Origin of the sequence: Nocardioides sp. GCM10027114 (assembly GCF_042659625.1) — a bacterium.
Lineage (GTDB): Bacteria > Actinomycetota > Actinomycetes > Propionibacteriales > Nocardioidaceae > Nocardioides.
Window position 1 is genome coordinate 930 of record NZ_JBHSSS010000026.1, and the last position, 24,464, is coordinate 25,393.

20 protein-coding genes and 1 pseudogene are annotated in these 24,464 nt (G+C 72.4%); 6 read left to right on the top strand and 15 right to left on the bottom strand.

The annotated features are described in order from the left end of the window. The 4 genes and pseudogenes from ACFP2E_RS14345 to ACFP2E_RS14360 form a co-directional block, all read right to left on the bottom strand. A pseudogene (locus ACFP2E_RS14345) lies at nt 1-369 on the bottom strand (HNH endonuclease); the annotation flags it as partial. 287 nt (nt 370-656) lie between these two features. After that, nucleotides 657-2,072 carry a DUF5719 family protein gene (locus ACFP2E_RS14350; RefSeq protein WP_378523150.1) on the bottom strand — a complete coding sequence of 472 codons (1,416 nt, stop codon included), beginning with the start codon at nt 2,070-2,072 and terminating at the stop codon, nt 657-659. Then, the gene (locus ACFP2E_RS14355; RefSeq protein WP_378523149.1) at nt 2,069-4,930 is read right to left on the bottom strand and encodes a glycosyltransferase family 2 protein; all 2,862 of its coding nucleotides are present in this window, start codon (nt 4,928-4,930) and stop codon (nt 2,069-2,071) included. The genes ACFP2E_RS14350 and ACFP2E_RS14355 overlap by 4 nt, the downstream gene beginning before the upstream one ends. Before the next feature lie 151 nt (nt 4,931-5,081). Further along, nucleotides 5,082-5,336 (bottom strand): WhiB family transcriptional regulator, encoded by a 255-nt coding sequence (locus ACFP2E_RS14360; protein WP_378523154.1) that lies wholly within the window; start codon nt 5,334-5,336, stop codon nt 5,082-5,084. Between the two features lie 201 nt (nt 5,337-5,537). Here ACFP2E_RS14360 and cofD point away from each other — a divergent pair, with 201 nt between their 5' ends. The 5 genes from cofD to ACFP2E_RS14385 all read left to right on the top strand — a co-directional run bounded on the left by cofD (nt 5,538) and on the right by ACFP2E_RS14385 (nt 9,832). Beyond that, nucleotides 5,538-6,551 (top strand): 2-phospho-L-lactate transferase, encoded by a 1,014-nt coding sequence (cofD, locus tag ACFP2E_RS14365; RefSeq protein WP_378523148.1) that lies wholly within the window; start codon nt 5,538-5,540, stop codon nt 6,549-6,551. After that, entirely contained in the window at nt 6,548-7,534 is a 987-nt protein-coding gene (cofE, locus tag ACFP2E_RS14370) for a coenzyme F420-0:L-glutamate ligase (RefSeq protein ID WP_378523147.1), read from the top strand. Before cofD ends, cofE begins: the two co-directional genes overlap by 4 nt. Before the next feature lie 59 nt (nt 7,535-7,593). Next, nucleotides 7,594-8,328 carry a DUF3105 domain-containing protein gene (locus ACFP2E_RS14375; RefSeq protein ID WP_378523146.1) on the top strand — a complete coding sequence of 245 codons (735 nt, stop codon included), beginning with the start codon at nt 7,594-7,596 and terminating at the stop codon, nt 8,326-8,328. Nucleotides 8,329-8,420: 92 nt separating this feature from the next. Next, nucleotides 8,421-9,329 (top strand): VOC family protein, encoded by a 909-nt coding sequence (locus tag ACFP2E_RS14380; RefSeq protein ID WP_378523145.1) that lies wholly within the window; start codon nt 8,421-8,423, stop codon nt 9,327-9,329. 56 nt (nt 9,330-9,385) lie between these two features. After that, entirely contained in the window at nt 9,386-9,832 is a 447-nt protein-coding gene (locus tag ACFP2E_RS14385) for an acyl-CoA thioesterase (protein WP_378523144.1), read from the top strand. Between the two features lie 17 nt (nt 9,833-9,849). Here ACFP2E_RS14385 and ACFP2E_RS14390 read toward each other — a convergent pair whose 3' ends face one another. Then, complete coding sequence (locus tag ACFP2E_RS14390; protein ID WP_378523143.1) at nt 9,850-10,965, bottom strand: mannose-1-phosphate guanylyltransferase; 1,116 nt, start codon at nt 10,963-10,965, stop codon at nt 9,850-9,852. 25 nt (nt 10,966-10,990) lie between these two features. Between ACFP2E_RS14390 and ACFP2E_RS14395 the strand changes: the two genes are divergently transcribed. Then, a complete protein-coding gene (locus tag ACFP2E_RS14395) occupies nt 10,991-11,713 on the top strand; it encodes a TIGR03089 family protein (protein WP_378523142.1) in 723 nt (240 codons plus the stop codon). A gap of 27 nt (nt 11,714-11,740) precedes the next feature. On the opposite strand, the gene ACFP2E_RS14400 is transcribed toward ACFP2E_RS14395, so the two are convergent. The 10 genes from ACFP2E_RS14400 to ACFP2E_RS14445 form a co-directional block, all read right to left on the bottom strand. Further along, nucleotides 11,741-14,614, bottom strand: a complete 2,874-nt coding sequence (locus tag ACFP2E_RS14400) for an FG-GAP-like repeat-containing protein (protein ID WP_378523141.1) — start codon at nt 14,612-14,614, stop codon at nt 11,741-11,743. Nucleotides 14,615-14,794: 180 nt separating this feature from the next. Next, nucleotides 14,795-15,562 (bottom strand): ABC transporter ATP-binding protein, encoded by a 768-nt coding sequence (locus ACFP2E_RS14405; protein ID WP_378523139.1) that lies wholly within the window; start codon nt 15,560-15,562, stop codon nt 14,795-14,797. Further along, the gene (locus ACFP2E_RS14410; RefSeq protein WP_378523138.1) at nt 15,562-16,479 is read right to left on the bottom strand and encodes an ABC transporter permease; all 918 of its coding nucleotides are present in this window, start codon (nt 16,477-16,479) and stop codon (nt 15,562-15,564) included. Before ACFP2E_RS14410 ends, ACFP2E_RS14405 begins: the two co-directional genes overlap by 1 nt. After that, nucleotides 16,469-18,523, bottom strand: coding sequence for a glycosyltransferase (locus ACFP2E_RS14415; protein WP_378523137.1), 2,055 nt, complete (start codon nt 18,521-18,523; stop codon nt 16,469-16,471). The genes ACFP2E_RS14410 and ACFP2E_RS14415 overlap by 11 nt, the downstream gene beginning before the upstream one ends. After that, on the bottom strand, nt 18,520-19,701 hold the full coding sequence (gene glf, locus ACFP2E_RS14420; RefSeq protein ID WP_378523136.1) for a UDP-galactopyranose mutase: 1,182 nt from the start codon (nt 19,699-19,701) through the stop codon (nt 18,520-18,522). The genes ACFP2E_RS14415 and glf overlap by 4 nt, the downstream gene beginning before the upstream one ends. Before the next feature lie 41 nt (nt 19,702-19,742). After that, nucleotides 19,743-20,654, bottom strand: coding sequence for a glycosyltransferase family 2 protein (locus ACFP2E_RS14425; protein WP_378523135.1), 912 nt, complete (start codon nt 20,652-20,654; stop codon nt 19,743-19,745). Next, the gene (locus tag ACFP2E_RS14430) at nt 20,651-21,613 is read right to left on the bottom strand and encodes a glycosyltransferase family 2 protein (RefSeq protein ID WP_378523134.1); all 963 of its coding nucleotides are present in this window, start codon (nt 21,611-21,613) and stop codon (nt 20,651-20,653) included. The genes ACFP2E_RS14425 and ACFP2E_RS14430 overlap by 4 nt, the downstream gene beginning before the upstream one ends. A gap of 78 nt (nt 21,614-21,691) precedes the next feature. Continuing rightward, a complete protein-coding gene (locus ACFP2E_RS14435) occupies nt 21,692-23,152 on the bottom strand; it encodes an LCP family protein (protein ID WP_378523133.1) in 1,461 nt (486 codons plus the stop codon). 112 nt (nt 23,153-23,264) lie between these two features. After that, nucleotides 23,265-23,879 (bottom strand): GNAT family N-acetyltransferase, encoded by a 615-nt coding sequence (locus ACFP2E_RS14440; RefSeq protein ID WP_378523132.1) that lies wholly within the window; start codon nt 23,877-23,879, stop codon nt 23,265-23,267. After that, nucleotides 23,876-24,394, bottom strand: a complete 519-nt coding sequence (locus ACFP2E_RS14445) for an acyl-CoA thioesterase (protein WP_378523131.1) — start codon at nt 24,392-24,394, stop codon at nt 23,876-23,878. Before ACFP2E_RS14445 ends, ACFP2E_RS14440 begins: the two co-directional genes overlap by 4 nt. Nucleotides 24,395-24,464 lie beyond the last annotated feature (70 nt).

Here is a 24,464-nt window from a genome sequence, read left to right on the forward strand (position 1 = left end):
AGCGGGCAGGTCGCCGGCGACGACGCGGCGGTAGAGCCGCGGCAACCGGTACCGCAGCTCGACCGCCTCACCCAGGTACGCCTTCCCCGCGTCGGTCGACATCCCCAGGGACGCGGCCCACTCGGCGACACAGAACTCCGTGATCAGCGGGGTGCCCTCGCCGGCGATCGGGACCGCCGTCTCGGACCCGTCCAGCTCGAACCCCGCCGCCTCGACCAGCGACTCCGCGGGATGCTGGACCGCCCACTCCACGGCCGCGACCAGGAGGTTCGCCTCCGACCGGTTCGCCGACGCCCGCTGCTCGCGGGCGAAGGCCAGCACCTCGACCGGGCTGTCGCCCGGTGCGGTGGTGACCGTGGTCGCTGTCATGGGTCCACTCAAGCAGCGACCACCGACACAACCGGCCCAAAGAGCCCGCGGTTGAGCCCATCTGTGGGAAGGAGAAGGTAAAGAATTCTGGGGACCCGCTCCAGTCGGTGGCTGAGGTGCGAGGCGCCCCGGCGCCGAGCCTCGAAGCCCCGGGAGGGAGGCAGGGCAGCGCCCCCCACGTCTCGACGGGCTCGACCGGCGTACCTCGGCGCCCTGCACAGGCTGCGGGGGTTTCGAGGCTCGCTCCGCTCGCACCTCAACCACCGGCGCGGGCCTCGAGGGCTCGATCAGGGGATGCCGGGGCGGACGGCGGGGTCGAGGGCGCTGGTGACCCGGCTGCGGAAGGGCAGCACGGTGGTGCCGCCGGGGCCGGTGACGCGGGCGACAGCGTGGAGCGAGGTGCGGCTGGGCGTGACCTGGACGATCGCGGCGCCCTCGGGCAGCTCGACGACACCGCCCTGGCCGGGCTGGAGCTCGACCTTCTGCTGCTCGAGCGGCTCGCCGTCCGCGTCCCAGGCGTCGACCGTGGCGACCCCGACGGCCGAGGCGTCGCCGAGCACGACCGCGGCCTGCCCCTGGGGCACCAGCACGGTCATCGCCTTGTCGGAGGGGATGACCGGGACGGCGTGCGAAATGTCGCCGCCGACCACGGATCGGGTGGTGGCGGTCACTGGCTCGCCGGCCGTCACGGAGAGCCCCAGCGCACCGTCGCTGATCGCCTGCGACAGCACCGTCGAGAGCGACACCGACTTCGTCGCGCCCGGGGGCACGCGCAGCTCCTCGAGCCCCTCGGGCAGGAACGACGAGTCGGCGGTGACGACACGGACCTCGACGCGCGCCTCGTTCTCGCCGGGGTTGGTGACGACGAGGTCGTGTCGCCCGTTGCCGGTCGGCAGGCCGAGCAGCAGCGCCTCGGTCATCGGCTCCGCCTGCCCGCCGAGGAAGTCCTCGGTCAGCGGCTGCGCGCCGATGGCGGGGATCCGGTCGAGGACGGAGACGCCGAGCCGGCCGCGGGCGACCACGACGTGCGCGGTGAGCTCACCCCGCTGCGGCACGATCTCGGCGAGGTCGAGCTGCTGCCCTTCGCGGCCGGGGACGGTCACACCGCGCAGCTCCGGCACGTCGATGGGACCGCGGGCGTCGTACAGGGTGATGTCGGCGACCGCGCTGCCGCCGTCGGGGTTGACCAGCTCCAGCACGGAGGCGTGCGTGGCGCCGGCGCCCACGCCGGTGAACCAGGTCTGCGGCTGCGGTACGCCGCACTCGCCGGCGGCCATCTGGCCGTCGCCGAAGCGGGCGCCGAGCAGGCCGGGCGCGACGTCGCCCTGCGCGGTGAGGACCACCGGACCAGCGGCGTCGCTGACCGCCGTGATCTCGTGGTGCGCCACGTCGAGCCGGTCGCGCTCCTGGTCCACGAAGACCGACACCTCGGAGTCGCCGGGGTCGACACCGGTGGAGAGGTACGCCGTCCCGGCGCCGGGGAGCGCTGACGGGCAGGTGAGCGCGGCGCTGCGCAGCGGCACCTCGGCGGCGGCCTGGCTGCGGTCGGCGGCCTCGTCGGGCCGCACCAGCAGCAGCGCGCCCAGGGTCAGCAGCACCAGCGCCGCCGCGATGATCGCGGTCGGGTGCAGGCCTCGCCGGCCGGCCGCCGACCGGCGTCCGGGCGTGCCCTCGGCACCCGCGCTCCGTCGGGACTCGCTCACGACCGCCTCCCTCCGTGCATCGTCGGGGCAGCCAGGACCAGCACCGCCAGGATCGCGAGGCCCTGCAGGACGAGCAGCGCGGTCCGCCACCACGACCGCGAGCCGTCCACGGCGTCGGCGGCGGGGTCGGCCTCGACCTGCCAGGCGCGGGTGGACCGGTCCTCGGCGCTGGCCTGCAGGAGGCCGTCGGTCGCGTCGAGCACCGAGGCGACGTTGCCGTCGGCAGGCGGTGGCAGCACGACGTACTCGATCCCCTGTTCGGACAGCGCTGCGACGGCCTCCTGCGAGGGGCCACCGACAAGCGCGTCGACGTCGGCGGTCATCGTCTCGTCCTCGCCGGAGAGGGCGAGCACCTCGTCCTCGCCGAGCGTGAGCCCGTCCTCGCGCACGACGCCGTAGGTCAGGCCCGACCCGACGTCGCCGCGGACCACGAGGATGCCCTGCTCGGGGGCGGTGGTTGCGGTCTGCAGCATGTACGCCGGGATCGCCGACGGTTCCTCGTCGGACAGGTCGGTCTCGACCCCGGACACGAACCAGATCAGCCCAGCCGCCGGCACGACCACGGCGGCCCCGGCCACGAGCACCGCGGCGGGCCGCCACCAGACTGGCCGGTCGCTGCCGGTGTGGGGGCGCGCCAGGAAGCCCTGGGCGCCGAGCACGGCGGCGACGAGGAACGACGCCTGCAGCGCGAGCAGCGGCAGGCCGAGCCCCGGCCCGGTGCCGATCGAAGCGAGCTCGAAGGAGAAGAGCGACAGACCGGCCGCGAGCAGCGCGGACACGAACGCCACGATCCAGCACACCAGCACGGGGATCCGGGTGCGGGCCGGCACGAGGGCGGCCGCGGCCAGCACGACCAGCAGCAGCCCGAGCCACCACGGGGCGCCGCTGTCGCCGAGCCGGCCGACCACGAGCTCACGGAAGCCGAGCTGCTCCATCGGCAGCCGGCCGGCGTCGAGCAGCAGGCCGGGGCCGGCGCCGGTCAGCAGCGCGGGCAGCCAGTAGGGCAGCCCGAGGACGGGCACCACGCCGAGCGCGACGGCCGGCGGGCCCCAGACGGAGCGGTCGCGCATCGAGCGCGGGCTGATCGTGAAGCCGGCGCCCACCACCGCGAGGGCGAGCACGAGCGCGAACCAGAAGAGCACGGGGGCGAACGCCGCACCGAGGGCCAGCAGCAGGCCGGCCCGCCAGGCTGCGCGCCACCGCCGGTCGGCCTCCGGGTCGGCGAAGCCGAGTCCGGCGTGGGCGAGCCACGGCAGCAGCACGGTGGCGGCGACGACGCCGAGCCGCCCCTCGCCCCAGGCGCCGCTGACGACCGGGATCAGCGCGTAGGTCGCGGCGCCCCAGCCGAGCAACCACGTCGGGAGCCCGGCGGGGTCGACCAGCCGACCGACGACCCGCAGGAACCGCCACGCGCCCCACAGCGAGAGCGGCACCGCCAGCACCAGCAGCGCCGACACCGCGAGACCCGGGCTCCCGCCCAGCGCGGTGGCGAGCAGCGCCATCGGCAGGACGTACGCGGGCGCCGGCGCGTCGGTGCCCTGCCCGATCGGGTGCCAGGTGGCGAGGTGGAGCCGCCACCAGTCCAGGGCGCTCTCCGGCGCGGGCGCCAGCGCGCCGCCGGCGACGGTGCCGAACGCCTCGCGGGCGCCGACGAGCGCCAGCACCACGAACAGAGTCACCGTGACCGCGACCGGGTTGGTGAGGAACCGGACGAGGAACCCGCTGTCCTGCGTGTAGGTCTCCTCCTCGTCGACGGGTCGACGGGGCACCCCCGACGCGGCGGCGTGGGCGAGCTCGGCGGCGCGGCGGCGCTCGGCCACGTCGGCGGCCTGGTTGGTCACCGCGGCGGCGAGGTCGCTGACGAAGTCGAGCCCGTGTCGGTAGGGCAGCCAGCGCGGCGCGAGCAGTCGTCGTACGTCGTCGGGGTCGGCGGTGCGGGCGCCGCGGCGCTCGCGCCGGGCGGCGAGGATCTCCCGCGGGCTGGAGTAGATGGACACGAGGGCGGCGAGCTCGTCCAGCGCCTGCCCGACCTGTCGGACGAGCACGAAGCCGATCATCCGGAGCAGCGTGCCGAGGCCGAGCCGGACCACCTGGAAGGGCAGCGACCAGGCCGCGGAGTTGGCGAGCAGCGTGTAGAGCGCGGCCCGCCGCTCCTGGTAGTGGGTGTGGCGGCCGGTGAGCGGGGTGCGGCGCAGCCCGCGGTGGGCGGCCTCGGCGTGGAAGACGACGGCCTGCGGCACGACCAGGGTGCGGTGGCCGGCGGTTGCGGCGCGCCAGCCGAAGTCGATGTCGTTGCCGAAGATCGGCAGCTGCCGGTCGAAGCCGCCGAGCTCGGCGAGCACGGTGCGCCGCACGAGCATGCCGGCGGTGTTGACGGCGAGGACCCGGCGGACCTCGTCGTGCTGGCCCTGGTCGTACTCGCCGCGCTCGAGCCCGGTCTCGCGCCGGCCGGTGCCGGAGATGGTGACGCCGAGCTCGAGCAGCCGGCGCAGCGAGGGCCACTCGCGCAGCTTGGGGCCGAGGATGTCGGCCTGCGGGTCGTCGACGGCGGCGGCCAGCAGCGCCTCGAGGGCGCGCGGGTCGGGGTTGGCGTCGTCGTGGAGGATCCAGATCCACTCGGCGTCGCCGACCTGCTCGAGGCCGGCCTCGACGGCGGCGGGGAAGGACGTGCCGCCGGGCAGCGCGAGGACGTCACCGAAGGCCTCGGCGAGGAGCGAGGCGCTGTCGTCCTTGCTGCCGGTGTCGACCGCGACGACGCGGCCGGCGGGGCTGGTCTGAGCGCGGATCCCGTCGATGACGGCCGGGAGCCAGCGGGCACCGTCGTGGCTGACCAGGAGGACCGCGACGGAGGAATTCACGGTCGACGACCCTAACCGCAGCGGGGTTCGCGGCGTGAGTTGGCGCCCGTCTCCAGCAGGTGGCCGGTCAGGTGGCCGGTCAGGTGGCCGGTCAGGTGGCCGGGCCGGCGGGTCCGCTCCGTGGATTCGAGGCGGACCCGGCCCGGTCTGCTCAGACTGCGCGCTTCTTCAGCTTGCGACGCTCCCGCTCGGAGAGCCCGCCCCAGATGCCGAAGCGCTCGTCGTTCATCAAGGCGTACTCGAGACAGTCGTCCCGCACCTCGCAGGTCAGGCAGACCTTCTTGGCCTCCCTGGTTGATCCTCCCTTTTCCGGGAAGAACGCCTCGGGGTCGGTCTGAGCGCACAGTGCGCGCTCCTGCCAGCCCGCTTCCTCGGCGTTCCCGTCGAGAAGAAATAGTTCTCTCACGGCCTTCGCCCTTTCGACCCGGTGTTGCACCCATCCCCAGTGGATCCCGGAAGGCGGTTCCCCCTGCCGCTGAGCCCCGCTCCCCCGTGAAGAACACTGTGGGAATTACATGCCTGTCGTACACTGGAAGTCAAGCCGCAATCTGCTATGGGCCACAACCACCCGAGTGGGCTATTTCGATTGTCCGGCAGGCTATTTGTCATGCGCTCGATCACCGTTCTCAGTGGGGGCATGGGCGGGGCCAAGTTCCTGCAGGGCCTCCTCCACGGCATCCGCTCCGGCACCCTCCCCGGTGTCGCACCCGACGCCGAGGTCACCGTCGTCGCGAACACCGCGGACGACCTGTGGATCCACGGCCTCAAGGTGTGCCCCGATCTCGACACCGTCATGTACACCCTCGGCGACGGGATCGACCCCGGTCGTGGCTGGGGACGGCGCGACGAGACCTGGAGCGCCAAGGAGGAGCTGGCGGCGTACGGCGTGGAGCCGACGTGGTTCGGCCTCGGCGACCGTGACATCGCCACGCACCTCGTGCGCACCCAGATGCTCGACGCCGGCTACCCGCTCTCGCAGGTGACCGAGGCGCTCTGCCGGCGCTGGCTCACGCCGACGTACGGCGACAGCGTGCGGCTGCTGCCGATGACCGACGACCGGGTCGAGACCCACATCGCCGTCGCCGACCCCGAGTCCCCCAGCGGCCGGCGGGTCGTCCACTTCCAGGAGTACTGGGTCCGGCTGCGCGCCGAGGTGGCCGCCGAGGCGGTGGTCGTGGTCGGGCTCGAGGACTCCTCCCCCGCCCCGGGCGTCATCGACGCCATCACCGACGCCGACCTCGTGGTGCTGCCGCCTTCCAACCCCGTGGTGTCGGTCGGCACGATCCTCGGCGTCCCCCGCGTCCGCGAGGCGCTCACCGCCACCCGCGCCCGGGTCGTCGGGTTGTCGCCGATCATCGCCGGCCGCCACGTGCGGGGCATGGCCGAGCAGATGCTGACCGCCCAGGGTATCGAGGTCAGCGCCGCCGGCGTCGGCCTCCACTACGGCGGACGCGCGAACGGCGGCGTGCTCGACGGCTGGCTCGTCGACGAGGCCGACGCCGAGCAGGCCGCGAAGGTCGAGGAGGCGGGCCTGCCCTGCCGCGCGGTGCCGCTGATGATGCGCGACCACGACGCGACGGCGGCGATGGCCGCGGCGGCGATCGACCTGGTGCGCGCGTGACCTCCGGCGGGGCGACGGTCTCGGTCACCGCGCCCGACGGCGTCCCCGAGGTCCGGCCCGGCGACGACCTCGCGAAGCTGCTGCTGGCCGTGGCCACACCGCGCCACGGCGACGTGGTGGTCGTGACGAGCAAGGTGGTGAGCAAGGCCGAGGGTCGGCTCGCCGACGGCGCCCGCGAGGACGCGCTGGCCGGCGAGACCGTCCGGGTGGTGGCCCGCCGGGGGCCGACGACGATCGTGCGGACCCGGCACGGCCTGACGCTGGCGGCCGCCGGCATCGACGCCTCCAACGTCGAGGCGGGGCGGCTGGTGCTGCTCCCGACCGACCCGGACCGGTCGGCCCGCGCGCTGCGCGAGGCGGTCCTGGAGCGGACCGGCGCCAACGTCGGCGTGGTCGTCACCGACACCGCGGGCCGCGCCTGGCGCGAGGGGCAGACCGACCTCGCGATCGGCGTCGCCGGCCTCGTCGTCCTCGAGCGGTACGCCGGTCGCCACGACGCCCACGGCAATCCGCTGGCCGTCACCGCGCCGGCCGTCGCCGACGAGATCGCCTCGATGGCGGAGCTCGCGCAGGGCAAGCTCGCCGGCCGGCCGTTCGCCGTGGTCACCGGCCGCGCCGACCTGGTACTGCCGCCCGGCGAGCACGGCGAGGGCGCGGCGGCGCTGGTCCGTCCGGAGGCCGGCGACATGTTCGGGTACGGCGCCCGCGAGGCCGTGGTCCGCGCGCTCGTCGGCGATCCGGCTGACCGGGCTCCGTTCGGCACCCCGGTGCCGGCGGAGGAGCTCGCGGCCGTGCTGGCCGAAGTGTGTGGCGGCCGGGCGCGCGTAGTACCGGGCGGGGCCGACGGGGCCGACCATGCTGTGGTCCTCGCGGGGAATGAAGCGCCCGGCGAGGTGCTCCGGACGCTGGCATTCGCCCACGGCTGGGCGGTCGACGGTGACGATTCGGCCACCGAGGTCCGCTTCCGGCCGTTCGCTACGTAGACTCTGCCGACGACAGCGACCCGCGCTCCCGAGCCGAGCCAGAACGAGGTAGAGCACCCGTGGCCAAGCCCGCCAAGACCGACCGACAGGCGGTCATCGACCAGATCCGCAACAAGCAGAAGGGCGCCGAGAAGCGCCGCGGCTTCGCGATCGTCGGTGTCTCCGTGGTCATCGCCCTGCTGATCATCGGCGCCGCCGCGTGGCAGCCGGTCAAGAACTGGTGGGAGCTGCGCCAGTTCGAGTCCCTCGGGCTCAACGAGATCGGCGCCGCCGCGGACGTGTGCGCCGACATCACCACCAAGAAGGCCACCGGCAACGCGGAGCACGTGCCCACCGGCACCCCGGTCCCCTACGAGGAGTCGCCGCCGGTCTTCGGACCCCACTGGAACGAGTTCGGCGTCGCACCCGCCCCGCTCGAGCGCCGCCTCTACACCGCCGAGGACCGCCCCGAGCTCGAGGCGCTGGTCCACAACCTCGAGCACGGCTACACGATCCTGTGGTTCGACGAGACCATCGCCGAGGACGAGGAGCAGATGCAGCAGCTCCGCGGAATCGTCGACAAGTTCAGCGACAACAACAACATGCGCTCGAAGTTCAAGGCCGTGCCGTGGACGTCCGAGGACGGCGACCCGTTCCCCGACGACCAGCACGTCGCGCTGACCCACTGGTCGGGCCAGCAGCCCGAGGACCAGAAGGGCGTGTGGCAGTACTGCTCCGAGGTCAGCGGCGAGGCCCTCGAGGACTTCATGACCGAGTACCCCTACACGGACTCGCCCGAGCCGAACGCCATGTGACGTCGCTGCTCGGCAGCGCCGACGAGCACAGCAGAAGGGCGCCGCTCCCCGCGTGGGGGCGACGCCCCTCTCTTTGCTGCGACCATGGCGAGGTGGGCCCGGACCTCTCTCCGATCTCCGTCAAGCACGTCATCACGTCGCCGCTGTCGCTGGCGCGCGTGCTCTGGTGGTACGGCGAGGACGGTCTCTGGCCGCGCGCCCTCGACCTGCCGCCCACCGTGGTGGCCGAACTCGCTCCCCGGCTGGCCGAGCTCCGCGCCGCGCCCGAGCTCGTCGAGCTGATCTGGCCCGGAGCTCCGCTCGCCGACGCCCACCTCGTCCTGGGCGCGGTCGAGCAGCTCGAGGGCCACGCCCGCCCCGCAGCCCACCGCCACCGTCGCGGCGGCCCCATGCCCGAACCGCTCGACCTCGACGAGGACGCCCGCTGGCGGGACCCTGCCCTGGCCGAGATCCTGCGGCTCGTCCAGGGGATGTCGGGCGCGCCCCTCGACGGCCCCCGCCCTGGCAGCTCCCTCCTCTCCACGGGCGCTACTCCTCCGGTCGACGGCTCTAGCCGGGAACCGGGCATGGTGGTCGTGTCGCCCGAGCGTCGCTACCGTTCCAGCGTGGAGCGGTTCGAGGCGTCGGCACTCACGCACATGCTGGTCGTCACGGACGTGGTGCGCAGTCGTGACTGGTACGTCCGCGTGCTCGACGCCCAGGTGTTCGGCGAGTACGGCGGCACGTCGGTCGTCCTCCGGCTGCTCGACAGCTGGATCCTCCTGGTGACCGGTGGAGGTCCCGATGCGGGCAAGCCGGACGTGACGCTGGCTGCGCCCGCCGACCCCGACCGCCCGAGTGCCCAGCTCGTCTTCCGCGTCGATGACTGCCTGGGGCTCTACGAGCTGCTGTCGAGCCGTGGCGCGGACTTCCTGGCCCCACCAGACGTTCGCGACGGCGAGACGCGTGCGTTCTTCCGTGATCCGGACGGCCACCTGTTCGAGATCTCGGAGCTGACCTGAGGCAGCGTCCTCCGGGGCGAGACTGCGCGGGCATTCCCCATCGCTAGCCTGTGCCGGTGACTGACGAGAACCGGATCGGCGAGCTTCTCGTCGACTTCCCTGTGACGGTGGAGATCCCCGTTGCGTGGGGCGACATGGATGCCATGGGCCACGTGAACAACGCCGTCTACTTCCGCTACTTCGAGACCGCTCGCATCAGGTGCTTCGAGGAGCTGGGCCTCGGCTCGATCGGGCAGTCGGGCGGCGTCGGGCCGATCCTGCACTCGGCAAGCTGCCGGTTCCGGATCCCCCTGACCCACCCCGACACCGTGACCGTGGGCGCCCAGATCGGGGACGTGGGGGCTGACCGGTTCGTCATGAGGTACCGGGCGGTGAGCCACCAGCACGGCGCCCCAGCAGCAGACGGCGAGTCGCTGATCGTCACCTTCGACTACGCCACGGGCAGCAAGGCTCCGGTGCCGGATGATCTGGCAGCGCGTCTCGAGGACCTGCGCAAGGCGTGATGTCGAGCTGATCCCGGCTAGAGCAGGTCGTCGCGGCCGGCGTCGCGCAGCCGTGCGACGACGTCCTTGACCTCCTGCGCCCGAGCGCGAGTCGTCACGAGCAGGGCGTCGGGGGTGTCGACCACGACGACGTCGTCGAGGCCGAGGACCGCGACGGGCTTGCCCGCGGCGGGCACGACCAGGCCGGTCGAGCCCTCGCCGAGCACGACCGCACCGTCGCCGAGCACCTGCAGCCCAGCGGCCTCGACACCGTCCGCCAGCACGGTCGCCAGCGAGTCGAAGTCGCCGATGTCGTCCCAGCCGAGGTCCACCGGCACCACGGCGACGCGACCGGCGCGCGCCGCGGGCTCGGCGACCGCGTGGTCGATGGCGACCGCGGGCAGCGTCGACCACAGCTCGGCCAGCCGCTCCGGCTCCGCGGCGATCGCGCGCAGGTCGCGGGCGAAGCCCGGGTGCTCGGCCTCGAGCAGGTCGAGCAGCACGGTCGGCCGCACCACGAACATGCCGGCGTTCCAGCGGTAGCGCCCGGTCGCGAGGTACTCGTCGGCGGTGGCGCGGGCCGGCTTCTCCACGAACTCGACGACTTCGTGGGCGCCGTCGTGCCCGGCCAGCGGCTCGCCGAGGTGGATGTAGCCGTACGCCGTCGCCGGGTGCGTCGGGTCGATGCCGAGGGTGACCACCCGGCCCGCCCGAGCGACCGCGACGGCCAGCCGGACCGCCTCGCCGAACGCCGCGCGGTCGCGCACCGCGTGGTCGGCCGCGAACGAGCCGATCACCGCGTCGGGGTCCCGGCGCTCCACCATCGCCGCCGCCAGGCCGATCGCCGCCATCGAGTCGCGACCCGACGGCTCGGCCACGACGGCCTCGGCGGGCAGGTCGGGCAGCTGCGCCGACACGGCCTCGGCGTGCACGGCCCCGGTCACCACGACGACGCGGTCCTCGACCAGCGGCCGGAGCCGGTCCACCGTCTCCTGCAGCAGCGACCGGCCCGAGCCGGTGAGGTCGTGCAGGAACTTCGGGGAGGCCTTGCGGGACAGCGGCCACAGCCGCGTCCCCGCTCCCCCGGCGGGCACGACCGCCCAGAAGCCGTCGACCGGACCGGACGCGTCGGGGACGGGTACACGAGCAGTCACAGCCCGCAGCCTAGGCTGGCCCTCCGTGACGACCTTCAGCCACGTCCTCGACCGGCTGCTGCGCAGCGAGCCCGGCCGCCCCCTGGTGACCTTCTACGACTGTGCACCCGGGGCGACCGGCGAGCGCACCGAGCTCTCGGTGACGACGTACGCCAACTGGGTGGCGAAGTCGGCCTCGCTCCTGGCCGACGAGCTCGACCTCGAGCGCGGCCAGTCACTGCTCATCGACCTGCCCCCGCACTGGCTCGGCCCGGTCTTCCTGGGCGCGGCCTGGACCCTCGGGCTGCGGGTCACCGAGTCCGACGACCCCGACGCCGTCGTCTGCGGGCCCGACGCGCTGCCGCGCTGGCAGGACCGGGCGGGCGACCTCACCGTGCTGGCGAGCGCGCTGCACCCGCTCGCGACCCGGTTCACCGAGCCGCTGCCGCCGGGCGTGGTCGACCTCGGCGTCGAGGTCTGGTCGCAGCCCGACGCGTTCATCGCGATCGACCCGCCGACCGGCGACGACGCGGCCACCGACGACCTCACGCAGGCGGAGATGTGGGACGCGGCCGCCGCCCGGAGCCCACTCCGTGACGGCGACCGCGTCCTCTGCGAGGCGAACCCGGCTTCCCCTTCCGGTCTCTCCTCCTTCACCGAGCCGCTCGTCCGAGCGGGCTCGCTGGTCCTGGTCTCCCACGCCGACCCGGAGCGCCTCGAGGCGGTGTACGCCGACGAGCGCGCGACGGCTCGCTTCCCTTGGTCGTGAGTCCAGGGCGTTGAAGCCCGGCCGGCCTCAGCCGGCCAGGTCGTAGGCCGACATCCCCTCCCCGATCAGTCGACGCGGCTTGAAGCCGCTGGCGTTGCGCTGCAGCACGTAGAGGTCGCCGGTGGTGCGGTGCCGCACGACGAGCGACGACCGGCCGCGCATGGTCAGGCTGCTGGTGCCGATCACCCAGTCGTACGACGACAGGTCGACGCCGAGGTTCTTCGGGCTCCGCAGGCCGCCGGGGCCGTTGCCGACGTAGAGCGTCACGCCGGAGCCCTTGCGCAGCAGGCTGTCGGGGGCGCCGTCCTCGTCCCAGCGGCCGATGCCGATCTGGCTGGTGGCGTCGATCCGGCTGTACGCCGCGTAGCTCTCGCCGATGCCGTCGGCGCCGCGACCCGGGTAGATCCGCATCGAGCCGCCGGCGGGCTGCCCCATCAGGTCGGGCCAGCCGTCGCCGGTCATGTCGCCCACCGCAGCGAGCAGCGAGACGTTGCCGAAGCCGCGGGCGAGCCGGGTGCCGGACTCGAAGCCACCCTCGCCGTTGCCCCGCCGGAGCACGAGGTTGCCGTTCTTCACCTTGCGGACGATGACGTCGCCGAGGCCGTCGCGGTCCCAGTCGCCGGCGCTGAGCAGGGCGTTGACGCCACCCAGCCGCATGCCGGTCGCGATCGGCTCCCCGGTGTCGTAGGTGCCGCGGTGGGGCACCAGCAGCAGGTCGGAGCCGCGCCGCATGACGACGTCCGGCGCGCCCTGGTCGACGAGGTTGCCGGCGCCGCTGAGCTGCGTGCCGCGCTTGAGCCGACCGATCGGGCCGAGCCGCTTGCCGAAGGTGCCATCGCCGCGGCCCGGCAGCACGTAGCCCTTGCCGCCGGCGACGCGGACGACCAGGTCACCGCCGCGGACACCGTCGAAGTCGCCGTACCCGGTGATCTGGTCGTAGTCGGACCAGGCGCCGGGGACCGCCACGGCCGCACCGAAGCCGCCGTTGCCGTCGCCCGGGAACCGCCAGAGCAGCCCCTGCCGGTCGCGGGCCATCAGGTCGGCGAGGCCGTCGCCGTCGACGTCGCCCGCGCCGACGAGCAGGTCGTAGCCGCTCCAGTCGCCGCCGGCCCCGTTGCGGGAGAAGGAGCCGTCGCCGCGGCCCAGGAAGACGTTGAGGGCGTTGGAGTCGGTGTTGCGGGCCACCAGGTCGTGGCGGCCGTCGCCGTCGAGGTCGCCGACCGCGGTGACCAGGTCGCGGCCCTCGAACATCCGGGTCGACTGCACGGCGTCGCCGAAGCCGCTGCCGGTGCCGGGACGCACCGTGGCGGTGCCGTCGGTGCCGCGCACCAGCAAGTCGGCGGTACCGTCGCCGGTGAGGTCCGGCGAGGCGACGACCAGGTCGCTGCCGGCCAGGTAGCCGTCGAGCTTGGTCGGCTTGCGGAAGGCGAGCAGGCCGCGGGTGGGGACGATGTAGGCCTCCTTGGAGGCCTTGTCCCGGACGATCAGGTCGGGGTGCGCCGAGCCGGCGAGGTCCGACTCGAGCTCGCGGCCGTCCCAGCCCTTCTGCGCCGCGGACGCGAGCTGGCGGATCGTGCCGAGCTCGGCGTACAGGTAGCGGCCCGGGCAGGCGGTGGTGCCGGCGTCGCGGTGGCCGTTGATGGCCGGGAAGGTCCGGGTGCCCACCTGCTGGCTGCTGTCGGTGGCCGAGACCCCGTGCAGCGACAGCTTCCAGGCCATCAGGCTGCCGTAGGCCTGCAGCATCGCGGCGGGCGGGCGGCGGACGTCGAAGTTGCCGATCGCGGACATCGCGAACGAGTACTCGTTGTAGCCGAGGGTGTGGGCGCCGACCACGGGACGGTCGATGCCGCCGTAGCGGCCCTCCCAGATCCGGCCGAACTTGTCGACGAGGAAGTTGTAGCCGACGTCGCTCCAGCCGCGGGACTGCGTGTGGTACGCGTAGATGCTGCGCAGGATCCCAGGGACCTCGGCGCGGCTGTAGTCGTTGGCGTTGACGGTGTGGTGCACGAAGCCGGCGTGCACCTCGTAGTAGCTCAGCGCGCTCTTGTTGCGCAGGTTCTCGTTGGCGCCCCACTGCGCCCGCGAGTAGATCACCGGCTTCGGCGTGTACGACGCCGCCTGCAGGTCCAGCGCCGCGTCGCTGGTGTCGGTCCCGGGGTCGGTGCCCGTGTCACCCGCACCGGGGGCGCTGCGGGTCACCGTGGCCTCGGCCGCGAGCTCGGGCTTCTCCCGGGTCGTCGCGGGGGCCTCGCCCGGCTCGGTGACGGCCATCCGCAGGCCGGCCGGCATCGGCCCCTGCTCGGCGACGCCGCGCACCTGCAGCTCGTCGACCTCGCCGACGAGCACCAGGTCGGTGCCGGGACGGGCGTTGCGCGCCTCGACGCTGTCCGGGTCGGGGCCGTGCTCGTCGTGGTACTCGACCTCGGTCCAGGAGGACCAGGCGCCGTCCTGCCGGGTGCGCACCGCGAAGGTGAGGTCGTGGTCGTCCACCTCGACCTCGGGGTCCCAGGTCAGGCCGACGCCGGCGTACCCCTCGACGGGGACCGGCACCGTCATCAGCTTCGTGCCGCGCTCCAGCGGGCTCATCTTGGCCCGGGCCGTCGGCTGCGGCGCGACCCGGCGGCCGGCGGCAGCGCCCGCTGCCGGGGCGGTCAGCTCGATCTCGGTGACCTCGGCGTCGACCGGGGCAGTCGGGACCAGCGACGACCGGCTCGCCTCACGGCCGTACGCCGAGAGGGTGGCCGAGGGATTCGTCACCGCCTGGTGGGCGCCCGGCAGGGGCGCCTGGCGCACCACGTCGAGGCTGATGACGGTGGCCGCCGGGGTCAGGACGGCCAGCACCACGCCCAGCGCCAGCACTTGCTGGCAGGCGGTGACGAAACGGGCCTTGCTCGGACGCATGTCGGGCTACCTCGGTGTGCGGGGAAGGATTCACACGGGTAGCAAGTTTCACACCAGTCACACTGGTCACGACAGGGGAATCGAGTAACTACAACGTTGTAATTTCTACTCGACACGCCGGGCAAACCGAGATTTGTCAAGTCGGCCCGGCTGGGAGCCTACGGCAGCCGGGCGCGCCCGTCAGTCGTCCCGGCCGAAACCCTCGTCGTCGTCGCCGTCGTCGCCCTCGTCGTAGTGCAGGTAGTGGATGCCCTCGTCGACGCCGCCGTCGAAGCCGAGCCGCCCCTTCTCCAGCACGATGACGCGGTCGCAGAGCTGGCGGACGGCGCCCGGAGCGTGGCTGACGAAGAAGATCGTCGTGCCGTTCTCACGGATCTCGCGCATCTTCTGCTTGCACTTGCGCTTGAAGGGCCGGTCCCCCACCGCGAGAGCCTCGTCGGCGATGAAGATGTCGGCCTCGACGTGGATCGCCACCGCGAAGCCGAGGCGGGCCTTCATCCCGGAGCTGTAGTAGGCGACCGGGGTGTCGATGAACTTGCCGAGGTCGGCGAAGTCGATGATCTCGTCGAGCTTGCGGCGGGTCTCGGCCTCGCTCATGCCGAGGATGGCGGCGTTGAGCCACAGGTTGTCGCGACCGCTGACCTGGGGCTGGAACCCCGCACCCGTGGCGATCAGGCCCGCGACCCGGCCGCGCGTCAGCACCTTGCCGCTGTCGGGCTGCATCACGCCGCTGATCAGTTTCAGCAGCGTCGACTTGCCGGAGCCGTTGAGGCCCATCAGGCCGACGGACTCGCCCTGCTCGACGGTGAACGAGACGCCGTCGACGGCGTTGAAGCGGTCGTGGGTCTTCTGCCCGCGCGCCTTCGCCAGCACGATCTGCTTGATCGAGCGGTGGTACTGCATGGTGAAGGACTTGGTGGCGTCCTCCACCGAGATGTACGTCGTCATCAGAGGCGCTCCGGGACCCGGCGCTCGAGGCGGCTGAACCAGATCTGGGCGAGGCCGAGGGCCACGATCGAGATGCCCAGCATGATCAGGCCGCGGTCCCACAGGTCGGCGGGGATGTCCTCGGCCAGCGCCCGCTCCGGGTCGCTGGTCAGCGGCACCCAGAAGCAGCGCTGCATGAGCAGCACCGCCTCGGCGATCGGGTTGAGGAGGTAGACGTCGGTGACCCAGGGCAGCTTGTCGAACCGCTCCTCCACCATGGAGAAGGGGTAGATCATCGGCACGCTGAAGGTGGTGAACTGCGTCAGCGTCTGCGTCACCTTGCTGAAGTCGCGGAAGAAGACGTTGGCGACGCTGAAGAGGAGCGCCAGGGCGAGCCCGAGGACGCCGACGATCGCCAGCGACAGCAGCGCGGCTCCCACGCCCGCCCACGTCGGGGTCCACCCCAGGATCAGGCTCACGAGGAGGGTGATGACGATCATCGGGATGGTGTGCCAGAACGCCACGAGCATGGTCGCCACGGGGAAGAGCTCGCGTGGCATCGGCAGCTTCACGATCAGCCCGCGGTTGGTCACGAGCGAGCGGGTGCCGCCGTTGAAGGTCTCGGTGAAGAAGTGGACCAGCACCATGCCGCAGACCAGGTGGATCGCGAACGGGTAGAGCTGCGGCCCGCCACGCTCGATCAGCACCTGGAACACGAAGTAGAACATCGCGAAGCGCGTCGCCGGCTGGAGGTAGCTCCAGAACCAGCCCAGGAAGGTGCCCTGGTAGCGCGCCTGCACGGTGCTGCGCACGAGCAGCTTCAGCAGGTAGCGGCGCCGGAAGACCTCGAGCAGCCCGTTGTTGTGGCTCGCCGGACGCAGCGGCGGGATGTCGGGTGCGGCGGCGGCCGGCCCGGTCGTCGTCGTGCTACCGCTCATCCGTACCGCCGTCGAGCCACGGCCCGAACGTCTCCTCCCAGGCCTCCGGCGAGGTGATGTGCGGCAGAGCTGCGCGGTAGCGCTCGGCGAGGTCGTCCCACTCGGCCGCCAGGCGCTTGTGGGCCGCCGACGTGCGCTTGAGCAGCTCGACGAACTTCTCCCGGTCACGGCGGTAGAACGCCGCGGCGGTGCCGTCCGGCATCGACACGAGGGCCGAGTCGTAGCGGGCGATCTTGTGCCACTTCGCGTCCTGCGACGGGATCTCCGCCTCCGGGTGGTCCTTCGCGAGCTCGCGCGGCTGGCGCAGCTGGCGCAGCGGCTGCAGCAGGGCCTGCAGCGTGGCCTGCTTGCCGGAGATGACCGGCGACGGCTCCTTGCCCTTGCGCGGCAGCTTGTGGCGCTTGACCTCGGGGAAGGCGCTGGGGTCGGACACCAGCGTGGCGTCGTCGTACCCCTTCACCAGCTCCTTGATCGCCGGCAGCACGGTCGGCAGCGTCTCGTGGAGACGCTCCGGACCGGCCAGCACGTCCTCGATCGCCTTGTGGCGCAGCGCCACGGTGGAGTACTGCATCGAGACGAGGTGCTTGACCTGGTGGTTGAAGCTCTCGCGCACCAGGCGGCCGCCGCGGGGGTACTTCGAGTGGAGCAGCGCGGCGATGACGCGGTTGCGGACGTGGAAGTACGACTGCCAGTCGAGGGCGTCGTTCTTGTCGGTCCACGGCACGTGCCAGACGGCCGCACCCGGGAAGGTGACGGTCGGGAAGCCCGCCTCCTTGGCGCGCAGGCCGTACTCGGAGTCGTCCCACTTGATGAACAGCGGCAGGGACAGGCCGATCTCCGCGATCACCTCGCGCGGGATGAGGCACATGAACCAGCCGTTGTAGTCGACGTCGATGCGGGCGTGCAGCCAGCGGGTCGAGCGCAGGTTGCGCTCGGCGAAGTCCCAGCCCGGGAAGACGCCGGGCGCGGAGCCCCACCAGAAGGTGTAGGGGTCGACGCGCTCGCCGAAGCTGTGCAGCTGCGTCTTCTGGAAGAGGCTGAACATGTGGCCACCGACGATGGTGGTACGCCGGCACAGGTCACCGAAGGTGATCGCGCGGACGATGCCCTCGGTCTCGCACTCGACGTCGTCGTCCAGCATCATGACGTACTTCGAGCGGCCCGACTTCAGGCCTTCGTACTGCGCCCGGGCGAAGCCGCCGGATCCGCCGATGTTGCCCTGCTCGATGATCCGGAGCTTGTCGCCGAGCGCCTTCTCGGCCTCGGGGAAGAACTCCGAGTCGACGACCTTGTCCTTGCCCTGCTCCATCACGACGACCTCGTCGAGGTAGCCGTCGAGCTGGCGGGACTCGCCGAGCTGGGCGAGCAGCTTGGCGCAGAAGTCCTGCCGGTTCATCGTGGTGATGCCGATGGTGACCGTGCCGTGCTCGGCGCGGTCCTGCGGGACGACCGCGGTCCACTCGGCCGACTCGACGACCGCGTCCTCGTCGGCGGCGACGACGTCGTACCAGTACCAGCCGCCGTCGACGAACGGCTTGAGCGGGAGCTCGAAGGTGAACTCGCCGGTGGAGCCCTCGACGGTCGCGGAGTCGACGCGCTGCGAGCGGCCGTTGGCCAGCGAGCGGTAGACGGTGACGGTCGCGCCCTTGCCCTGGAGCCGGACGGTGAGCCGGACCTCGGAGACGATCGTGTGGCGGCGCCAGTACGACGCCGGGAAGGCGTTGAAGTAGGTGCCGAACGAGACCGTGTCGCCCTGCTCGACGCGGTAGGCGGTCCGGGACTCGATCTGGTCGGGGTGGATCGCGCTGACCCCGCGCGCGGCGTTCTGGATCCGCTGCGCGATGGCGTTGGCCTCCTGCGCCGCGCGGGTGTGGCCGATGTCGTACTTGTCGGCGTCCAGCGCGGCCGGGTCCGGGTCGACATACAGCTTGATGACGTCGGTGTCACGGCCCGCCGGCATGATCTGCCGCTGCAGCAGGACCCGCTCGGTGCCGGGCGCGGTCGACTCCGACGGCTCGCTCGTCTGGGTGTGCGTCACGCTCATTCGTCGACTCCTCCGCTCTTGAGCTCGGCGCCCTCGGCGAAGTGGGGCTTGAGCTTGTTGTCGAACATCGACAGGGCCGAGCCGATGGCCATGTGCATGTCGAGGTACTTGTAGGTGCCGAGGCGGCCGCCGAAGAGCACCATCGGCTCCTTCTTGGCGAGCTCGCGGTACTTCAGCAGCTTCTCGCGGTCCTCGGCGGTGTTGATCGGGTAGTAGGGCTCGTCGCCCTCCTCCGCGAAGCGGCTGTACTCGTGGACGATGACCGTCTTGCCGGGCAGGTGGGTCTTCACCCGCTCCGGGTGGAAGTGCTTGAACTCGATGATCCGCGTGAACGGCACGTCCTGGTCGTTGTAGTTCACGACGCCGGTGCCCTGGAAGTCGTCCACCTGCTCGACGCTCTCCTCGAGGTCGACGGTGCGCCACGACAGCCGGCCCTCGGAGTTGCCGAAGTACTCGTCGACGGGGCCGGTGTAGACGATCGGGACCTTGCCCTTGAACTCGTCGGCGACGTCGAAGAAGTCGGTGTTGAGCCGGACCTCGATGTTCGGGTGCTCGGCCATGCGCGTCAGCCACGCGGTGTAGCCGTCGACCGGGAGGCCCTCGTAGGTGTCGCTGAACCAGCGGTTCTCGAACGTGTAGCGCACCGGGAGCCGGGTGATGATGTCGGCGCTGAGCTTGGTCGGGTCGGTCTGCCACTGCTTGGCGGTGTAGCCCTTGATGAACGCCTCGTAGAGGGGGCGCCCGATCAGGCTGATCGCCTTCTCCTCGAGGTTCGTGGCGTCCTCGGTGGCGATCTCGCTCGCCTGCTCCTTGATGAGGGCGCGGGCCTCGTCGGGGGTGTGCGACTTCCCGAAGAACTGGTTGATGAGCCCGAGATTCATCGGCAGGGAGTAGACCTGCCCCTGGTACTTGCCGAAGACCCGGTGCTTGTAGTCGGTGAACGACGTGAACCGGTTGACGTACTCCCAGACCCGCTCGTTGGAGGTGTGGAAGAGGTGCGCGCCGTACTTGTGCACCTCGACGTTGGTCTCCGGGTCGCGCTCGCTGTAGGCGTTGCCGCCGAGGTGGTGCCGACGGTCGAGCACCAGCACCTTCAGGTCCAGCTCGTTGGCGCAGCGCTCGGCGATGGTCAGGCCGAACAGGCCGGAGCCGACGACGACCAGGTCAGGACTACTCAAGAGATCTCCTTGTGGGTGGGCCTGGGTGGGCGCGCAGTGGGTCAGTCTACGGATGAAGAGGGGGCCTGCCGCATCCCCCGGGCGCTGCGCATGGCGCGAATCACGTTGCCCGCCTCGGCCCGGCCGCCGCGCAGCGGGCTCAGCAGGACCACCGCCGCGGCGATCAGCCAGGGCTTGGCGCGGACGAGTGCGTTCTCGCCGTAGCGGAAGTGGACGACGAAGAGGTTCCGGAACATGTAGAACCCCTTCCAGGTGTCGAGGGCGTGCTGCTGGTCGAAGTCGAGCTGCCGCACCAGCACCGCGTCGCGCAGTCCCCAGATGCGGTAGCCGGCCCGACGCGCGCGGACCGCGAAGTCGACGTCGTCGTAGAAGATGAAGTACGACGCGTCGGGGAACCCGACCGCGTCGATGACCTCGCGGCGGAAGAGGAAGCCCTCGAAGGAGACGTTCTGCAGCTCCACCCGTTCGGGCATCTCGCTGCGGACCTGCCAGCGGTCGTCCACGGAGGCCCGCTTGGGCCGGATGGCGAGCGGGTTGCGCAGGTCGAACTCGACGGCGGCCTTCTCGACGACCCGGCCCGAGAGGTCCTCGCGGACGGCGGCCAGGCACGGCTCGTCGGTGGCCATCATCACGTCGAGGCAGTCGGGGGCGGGGACGACGTCGTCGTCGACCACCCAGATCCGGTCGAGGCCGGCGTCGTACGCCTGCCGTACGCCGAGGTGGAAGCCCCCGGCCCCACCGACGTTGTCGGTGCCGTGGGTGACGTGGAGCGGCAGGTCGCCGCGGGCGACCCGCTTCTCGAGCACTTCACGGGTGTGGTCGGTGCTGGCGTTGTCGACGACGAAGACCGCGTCGGCGGGACGGGTCTGGGCGGCCAGCCCGTCGAGCATCCGCTCGAGCAGGTCCGCCCGGTTGAAGGTGACGACGACGACGGCGACGCGTTCCCCGCTCACAGGTACCTCTCGTGTCCGGTGAAGTCGCCGCGCAGGCCGTCCCGCATCGCCCGCAGGCTCATCAGCAGGCGGCCGGGGTCGCGGCGGGTGAGGGTGTAGAACCAGATCGTCTTGACCAGGAACATCAGCACGTGGGGCCAGCCACGGTAGTCGCGCAGGTTCACCGTGTTGTTGCGGGCCATGCAGTAGTGCTTCAGGTCGCTCGGGCTGTGGTTGTACGTCGTGCGGCCGAGCATCAGCGGCGTGCCGAGGTCACCGACCCGGGGGTGCAGCACCCGGGCGCCGGTCACGGTGGCGATCCGGGCGCCCGCCCGCTCGGCCCGGAGGCGGTACTCGTGGTCGTCGCCCCAGATGAAGAACTCCTCGCGGACCAGGCCGATCCGCTCGACGAGGTCGCGGGTGACGAGCACCCCGTTGAAGGGGATCACCAGGTCGCGGATCATCCCGTCGGTCGCGGCCGCCTCGACCTCGGCCATGCGGTGCACCACCCGGGTGCCGCCGGGCAGCCGGATCGGGAACACGAGCCGGTCGGGGTCGTCCTCCTCGACGACCACCGGGCCCCAGAAGTCGAGCTCGCCGTCGTGCTCCAGCAGCAGCGCCAGCGAGTCCGGCTCCGGCAGCCCGTCGTCGTCCATGAGCCAGACGAGGTCGGCGCCGCGGTCCAGGGCGACCCGCAGGCCCTCGTGGAACCCGCCCGCCCCGCCGCGGTTGCGGTCGAGCCGGTGGGCCACCACGCCCGGCTCCCGGGCCTGCCGGTCGAGCCACTCCCCGGTGCCGTCGGTCGAGGCGTTGTCGACCACGACCACCTCGTCGACCTCGGCGACCTTGGCCAGCCGCTCGACGAGCCGCTGCAGCAGCGCGAGCCGGTTGAAGGTCACCACGACCGCGACGATCCGCCGGTGCTGCTCGGGCCGCCGGGGTCGCCCGGACTGCGCAGGGGGTGGGACGGGGGGCTGCACGGCCATCACCCTAGGCCTGTCCGGCCGGGCGGGAGAAACTCCCCCGCCCGGACCACCGCGCCCGCGGCACGTGCGCGATCAGCAAGCCGCGCCGAGGTCCTCGGCCTGGTTGGCGGCGTACCCCTCGGCCATCGAGCCGAGCGACCCGCCGGTGACGGACTGGGTGGTGCGCTTCTTCTTGCCCGTCGTCTCGGCCGGCGGCGCGGTGCCCTCGGAGCGGTCGATGGCCTGCTGCACGATGCCGCGGACCTCCTCGATGTCCGGGGCGCCGGTGTTGACGAGCGGCGGGACGAGCGAGACGGTCGCGATCTTCTGGCTGCGGGCCTTGAGCGCGAGGTCGAGGAACCGGCCCACCTCGCTGCCGGGCAGGTTGGTGGAGATCATCGCGGAGCTCGCCTCGGCGATCCGCTGGAAGTTGCGCAGCGCCACCTGCGGGCTGACCTGCTCGAGCATGGCGCTCATCACGCACTTCTGGCGGGCCATGCGCGAGTAGTCGTCGGAGCCCTCGCGGGCGCGGGCGAACCAGAGCGTGTCGTGGCCGCCCAGCTTGCGAATGCCGGGCTCGATGTAGTGGAAGGTGTCCTCCCAGGGGAGGCCGACCGGGATCGGCTGGCGCACGTTGAGCGTGACGCCGCCGACCGCGTCGACGAGGTCCTTGAACCCCTGCAGGTTGACCATCGCCCAGTAGTTGATCTTCAGGCCGGTGATCCCCTCGACGGCCATGATCGTGGCGTCGACGCCCGGGTTGTCCGACTTCGGGAAGAGCTCGGTGTTGTCCATCGCCCAGGTGCTGACGCCGTTGAGGTAGCAGCCGTCGCAGTCGAAGCCGTTCGGGAACTGCTGGCGCATCACCGAGCCCTTGGCGAACGGGAAGTTCGCCATGTTGCGCGGGAGGCCGACCAGCACCGCCTTGCCGGTCTCGGCGTCGATGCTGGCGACGGTCAGCGAGTCCGGCCGCAGGCCGGCGCGGCCGGCGCCGGAGTCGCCGCCGAGGAGCAGCACGTTGTAGCGGCCGTTGTCGGCGCTGGTGGCGGCGCCGTCGCCGAACATGTGGACCATGAAGTCGCGCTGCACCCCTACGAGGTGGGCGCCGAACAGCAGCGCTCCGGCCACCGACAGGCTGAGCAGGCCGTTGACGCCGACGACGGCGCGACGGTGCTGGTGCAGCAGGGTGAGCGGCTGGCCGATGCGCCAGGCGTCCATGAAGAGCACGGCCCACCCGACGGCCAGGGCCATCAGCGCGGCACGCAGCAGCCCGAGAGCCAGCGGGTCGGAGACCATCCAGAAGGCGAAGCCGTGCCACAGCAGGCCCGCGACGGCCGCGACGACGGTGCCCACCACCAGCACGAGCCAGGTGCGCAGCGCGACCAGCCCGACCCGGCGGTTGCCGGCGACGAGCTGCGCCGAGCCGGGGAGCAGCAGGGTCATGATCATCAGCGCGACGGCGCGGCGGAACCGGACCCGCGCGGCGCGGTCCTGCGCGCTGCGGGTTCGGCCGTCGAGCAACCCGGGGGAAGGTGCGGGCGGCCCGAGGGACATGGGCGGTGCCTCTCTCTGCTGGGGAAGTGAGCAGTGGTCCGGCCAGTATCACCAGTCACACACGTCACACCCGTACGACGCGCCGCGCTCCCCCCACAACCATCCGGACGGGTCAGGTGCCCTGGTCCACCCGGTCCGGCCGGCAGTGCTCCTCGATCGCGGCGTACGTCGTCGCGTCCGGGTCGCGGTCGAGGTAGACGAGCCGGACAGCGTCCGGGTCGGGGTTGCCGCGGTCCGGCCCCCGCCACACCAGCCGCAGCCCGATCCGCTCGGCGGTGCGCCGCGAGGCGATGTTGTGCTCGAGCAGGTACGCCAGGACCGGCCGCTCGGGGGCCACCTCCTGCGCCGCGTTGACGGAGGCCGTCGCCACCTCGGCCGCGTAGCCCCGGCCGTGCACGCCCGCGGCCAGCCGGTAGTAGAGGTTCCACCACGGCCGGCCCACGGGCACCGAGCAGCCGGCCCGGCCCACGACCGGTCCTCCCGGGGCCTCGCGCACCGACCAGAGACCGAGTCCGTGCTCGGCGAACTGGCGGGCGCTCTGGCGGACCAGCTCCTGCGCCTGCCCCCGCTCGGTGAAGACGCCGCTCGGGAAGTGCCGCCACACGGCGGGGTCGGTGTGGATCGCGTGCAGGTCGTCGACGTCCGGCTCGACCGGCACGTCGAGCCACAGGCGCCCGGTCCGGACATGGCGCCAGTCCGGGGTCGCCCGGGTCTCCGCCGGCGTCACTTCTGGCGCCCGGCCTGGATCTCGGCCTTGCGCGCCAGCCGGTGGGAGCGGCGGATCTCGGCCTCGCGCCGCCGGCGGTGCTCGTCGGGCGTCTCCGGGAGCAGGCAAGGGACCTCACGCGGCGCGCCGGTCTCGTCGATGGCGACGAACACGAAGTACGCCGACGCGACGTGCCGCGGCTCGTCCGCGGCGTCGTCCCACGGCTGGGCCTCGACCCGCACCCCGATCTCCATCGACGAACGGCCGGCCCAGTTGACCTGGGCGGAGGCGCGGACGATGTCGCCGACGTGCACGGGATGGAGGAAGACCATCTCGTCCATCGCCGCGGTGACCGCGGGTCCGCCGCTGTGGCGCTGCGCGACGGCGCCCGCGGTGGAGTCGGCGAGCTTCATGATCTCGCCGCCGTGGACGTTGCCGAGGAGGTTGGACTCGGCGCTCTGGGTGAGCATCGCGAGCGAGACCCGGGCGTACGACGGCGGACGCGGCTCGGGTCCCGGGGTGGGGTCGGTGGCCATGCCCCGCACGCTAGCGGTGTGGCGTTGGCCGCAGCGGCGAGCCCGGCGCGCCCGGCCGCGTGTACCGTCA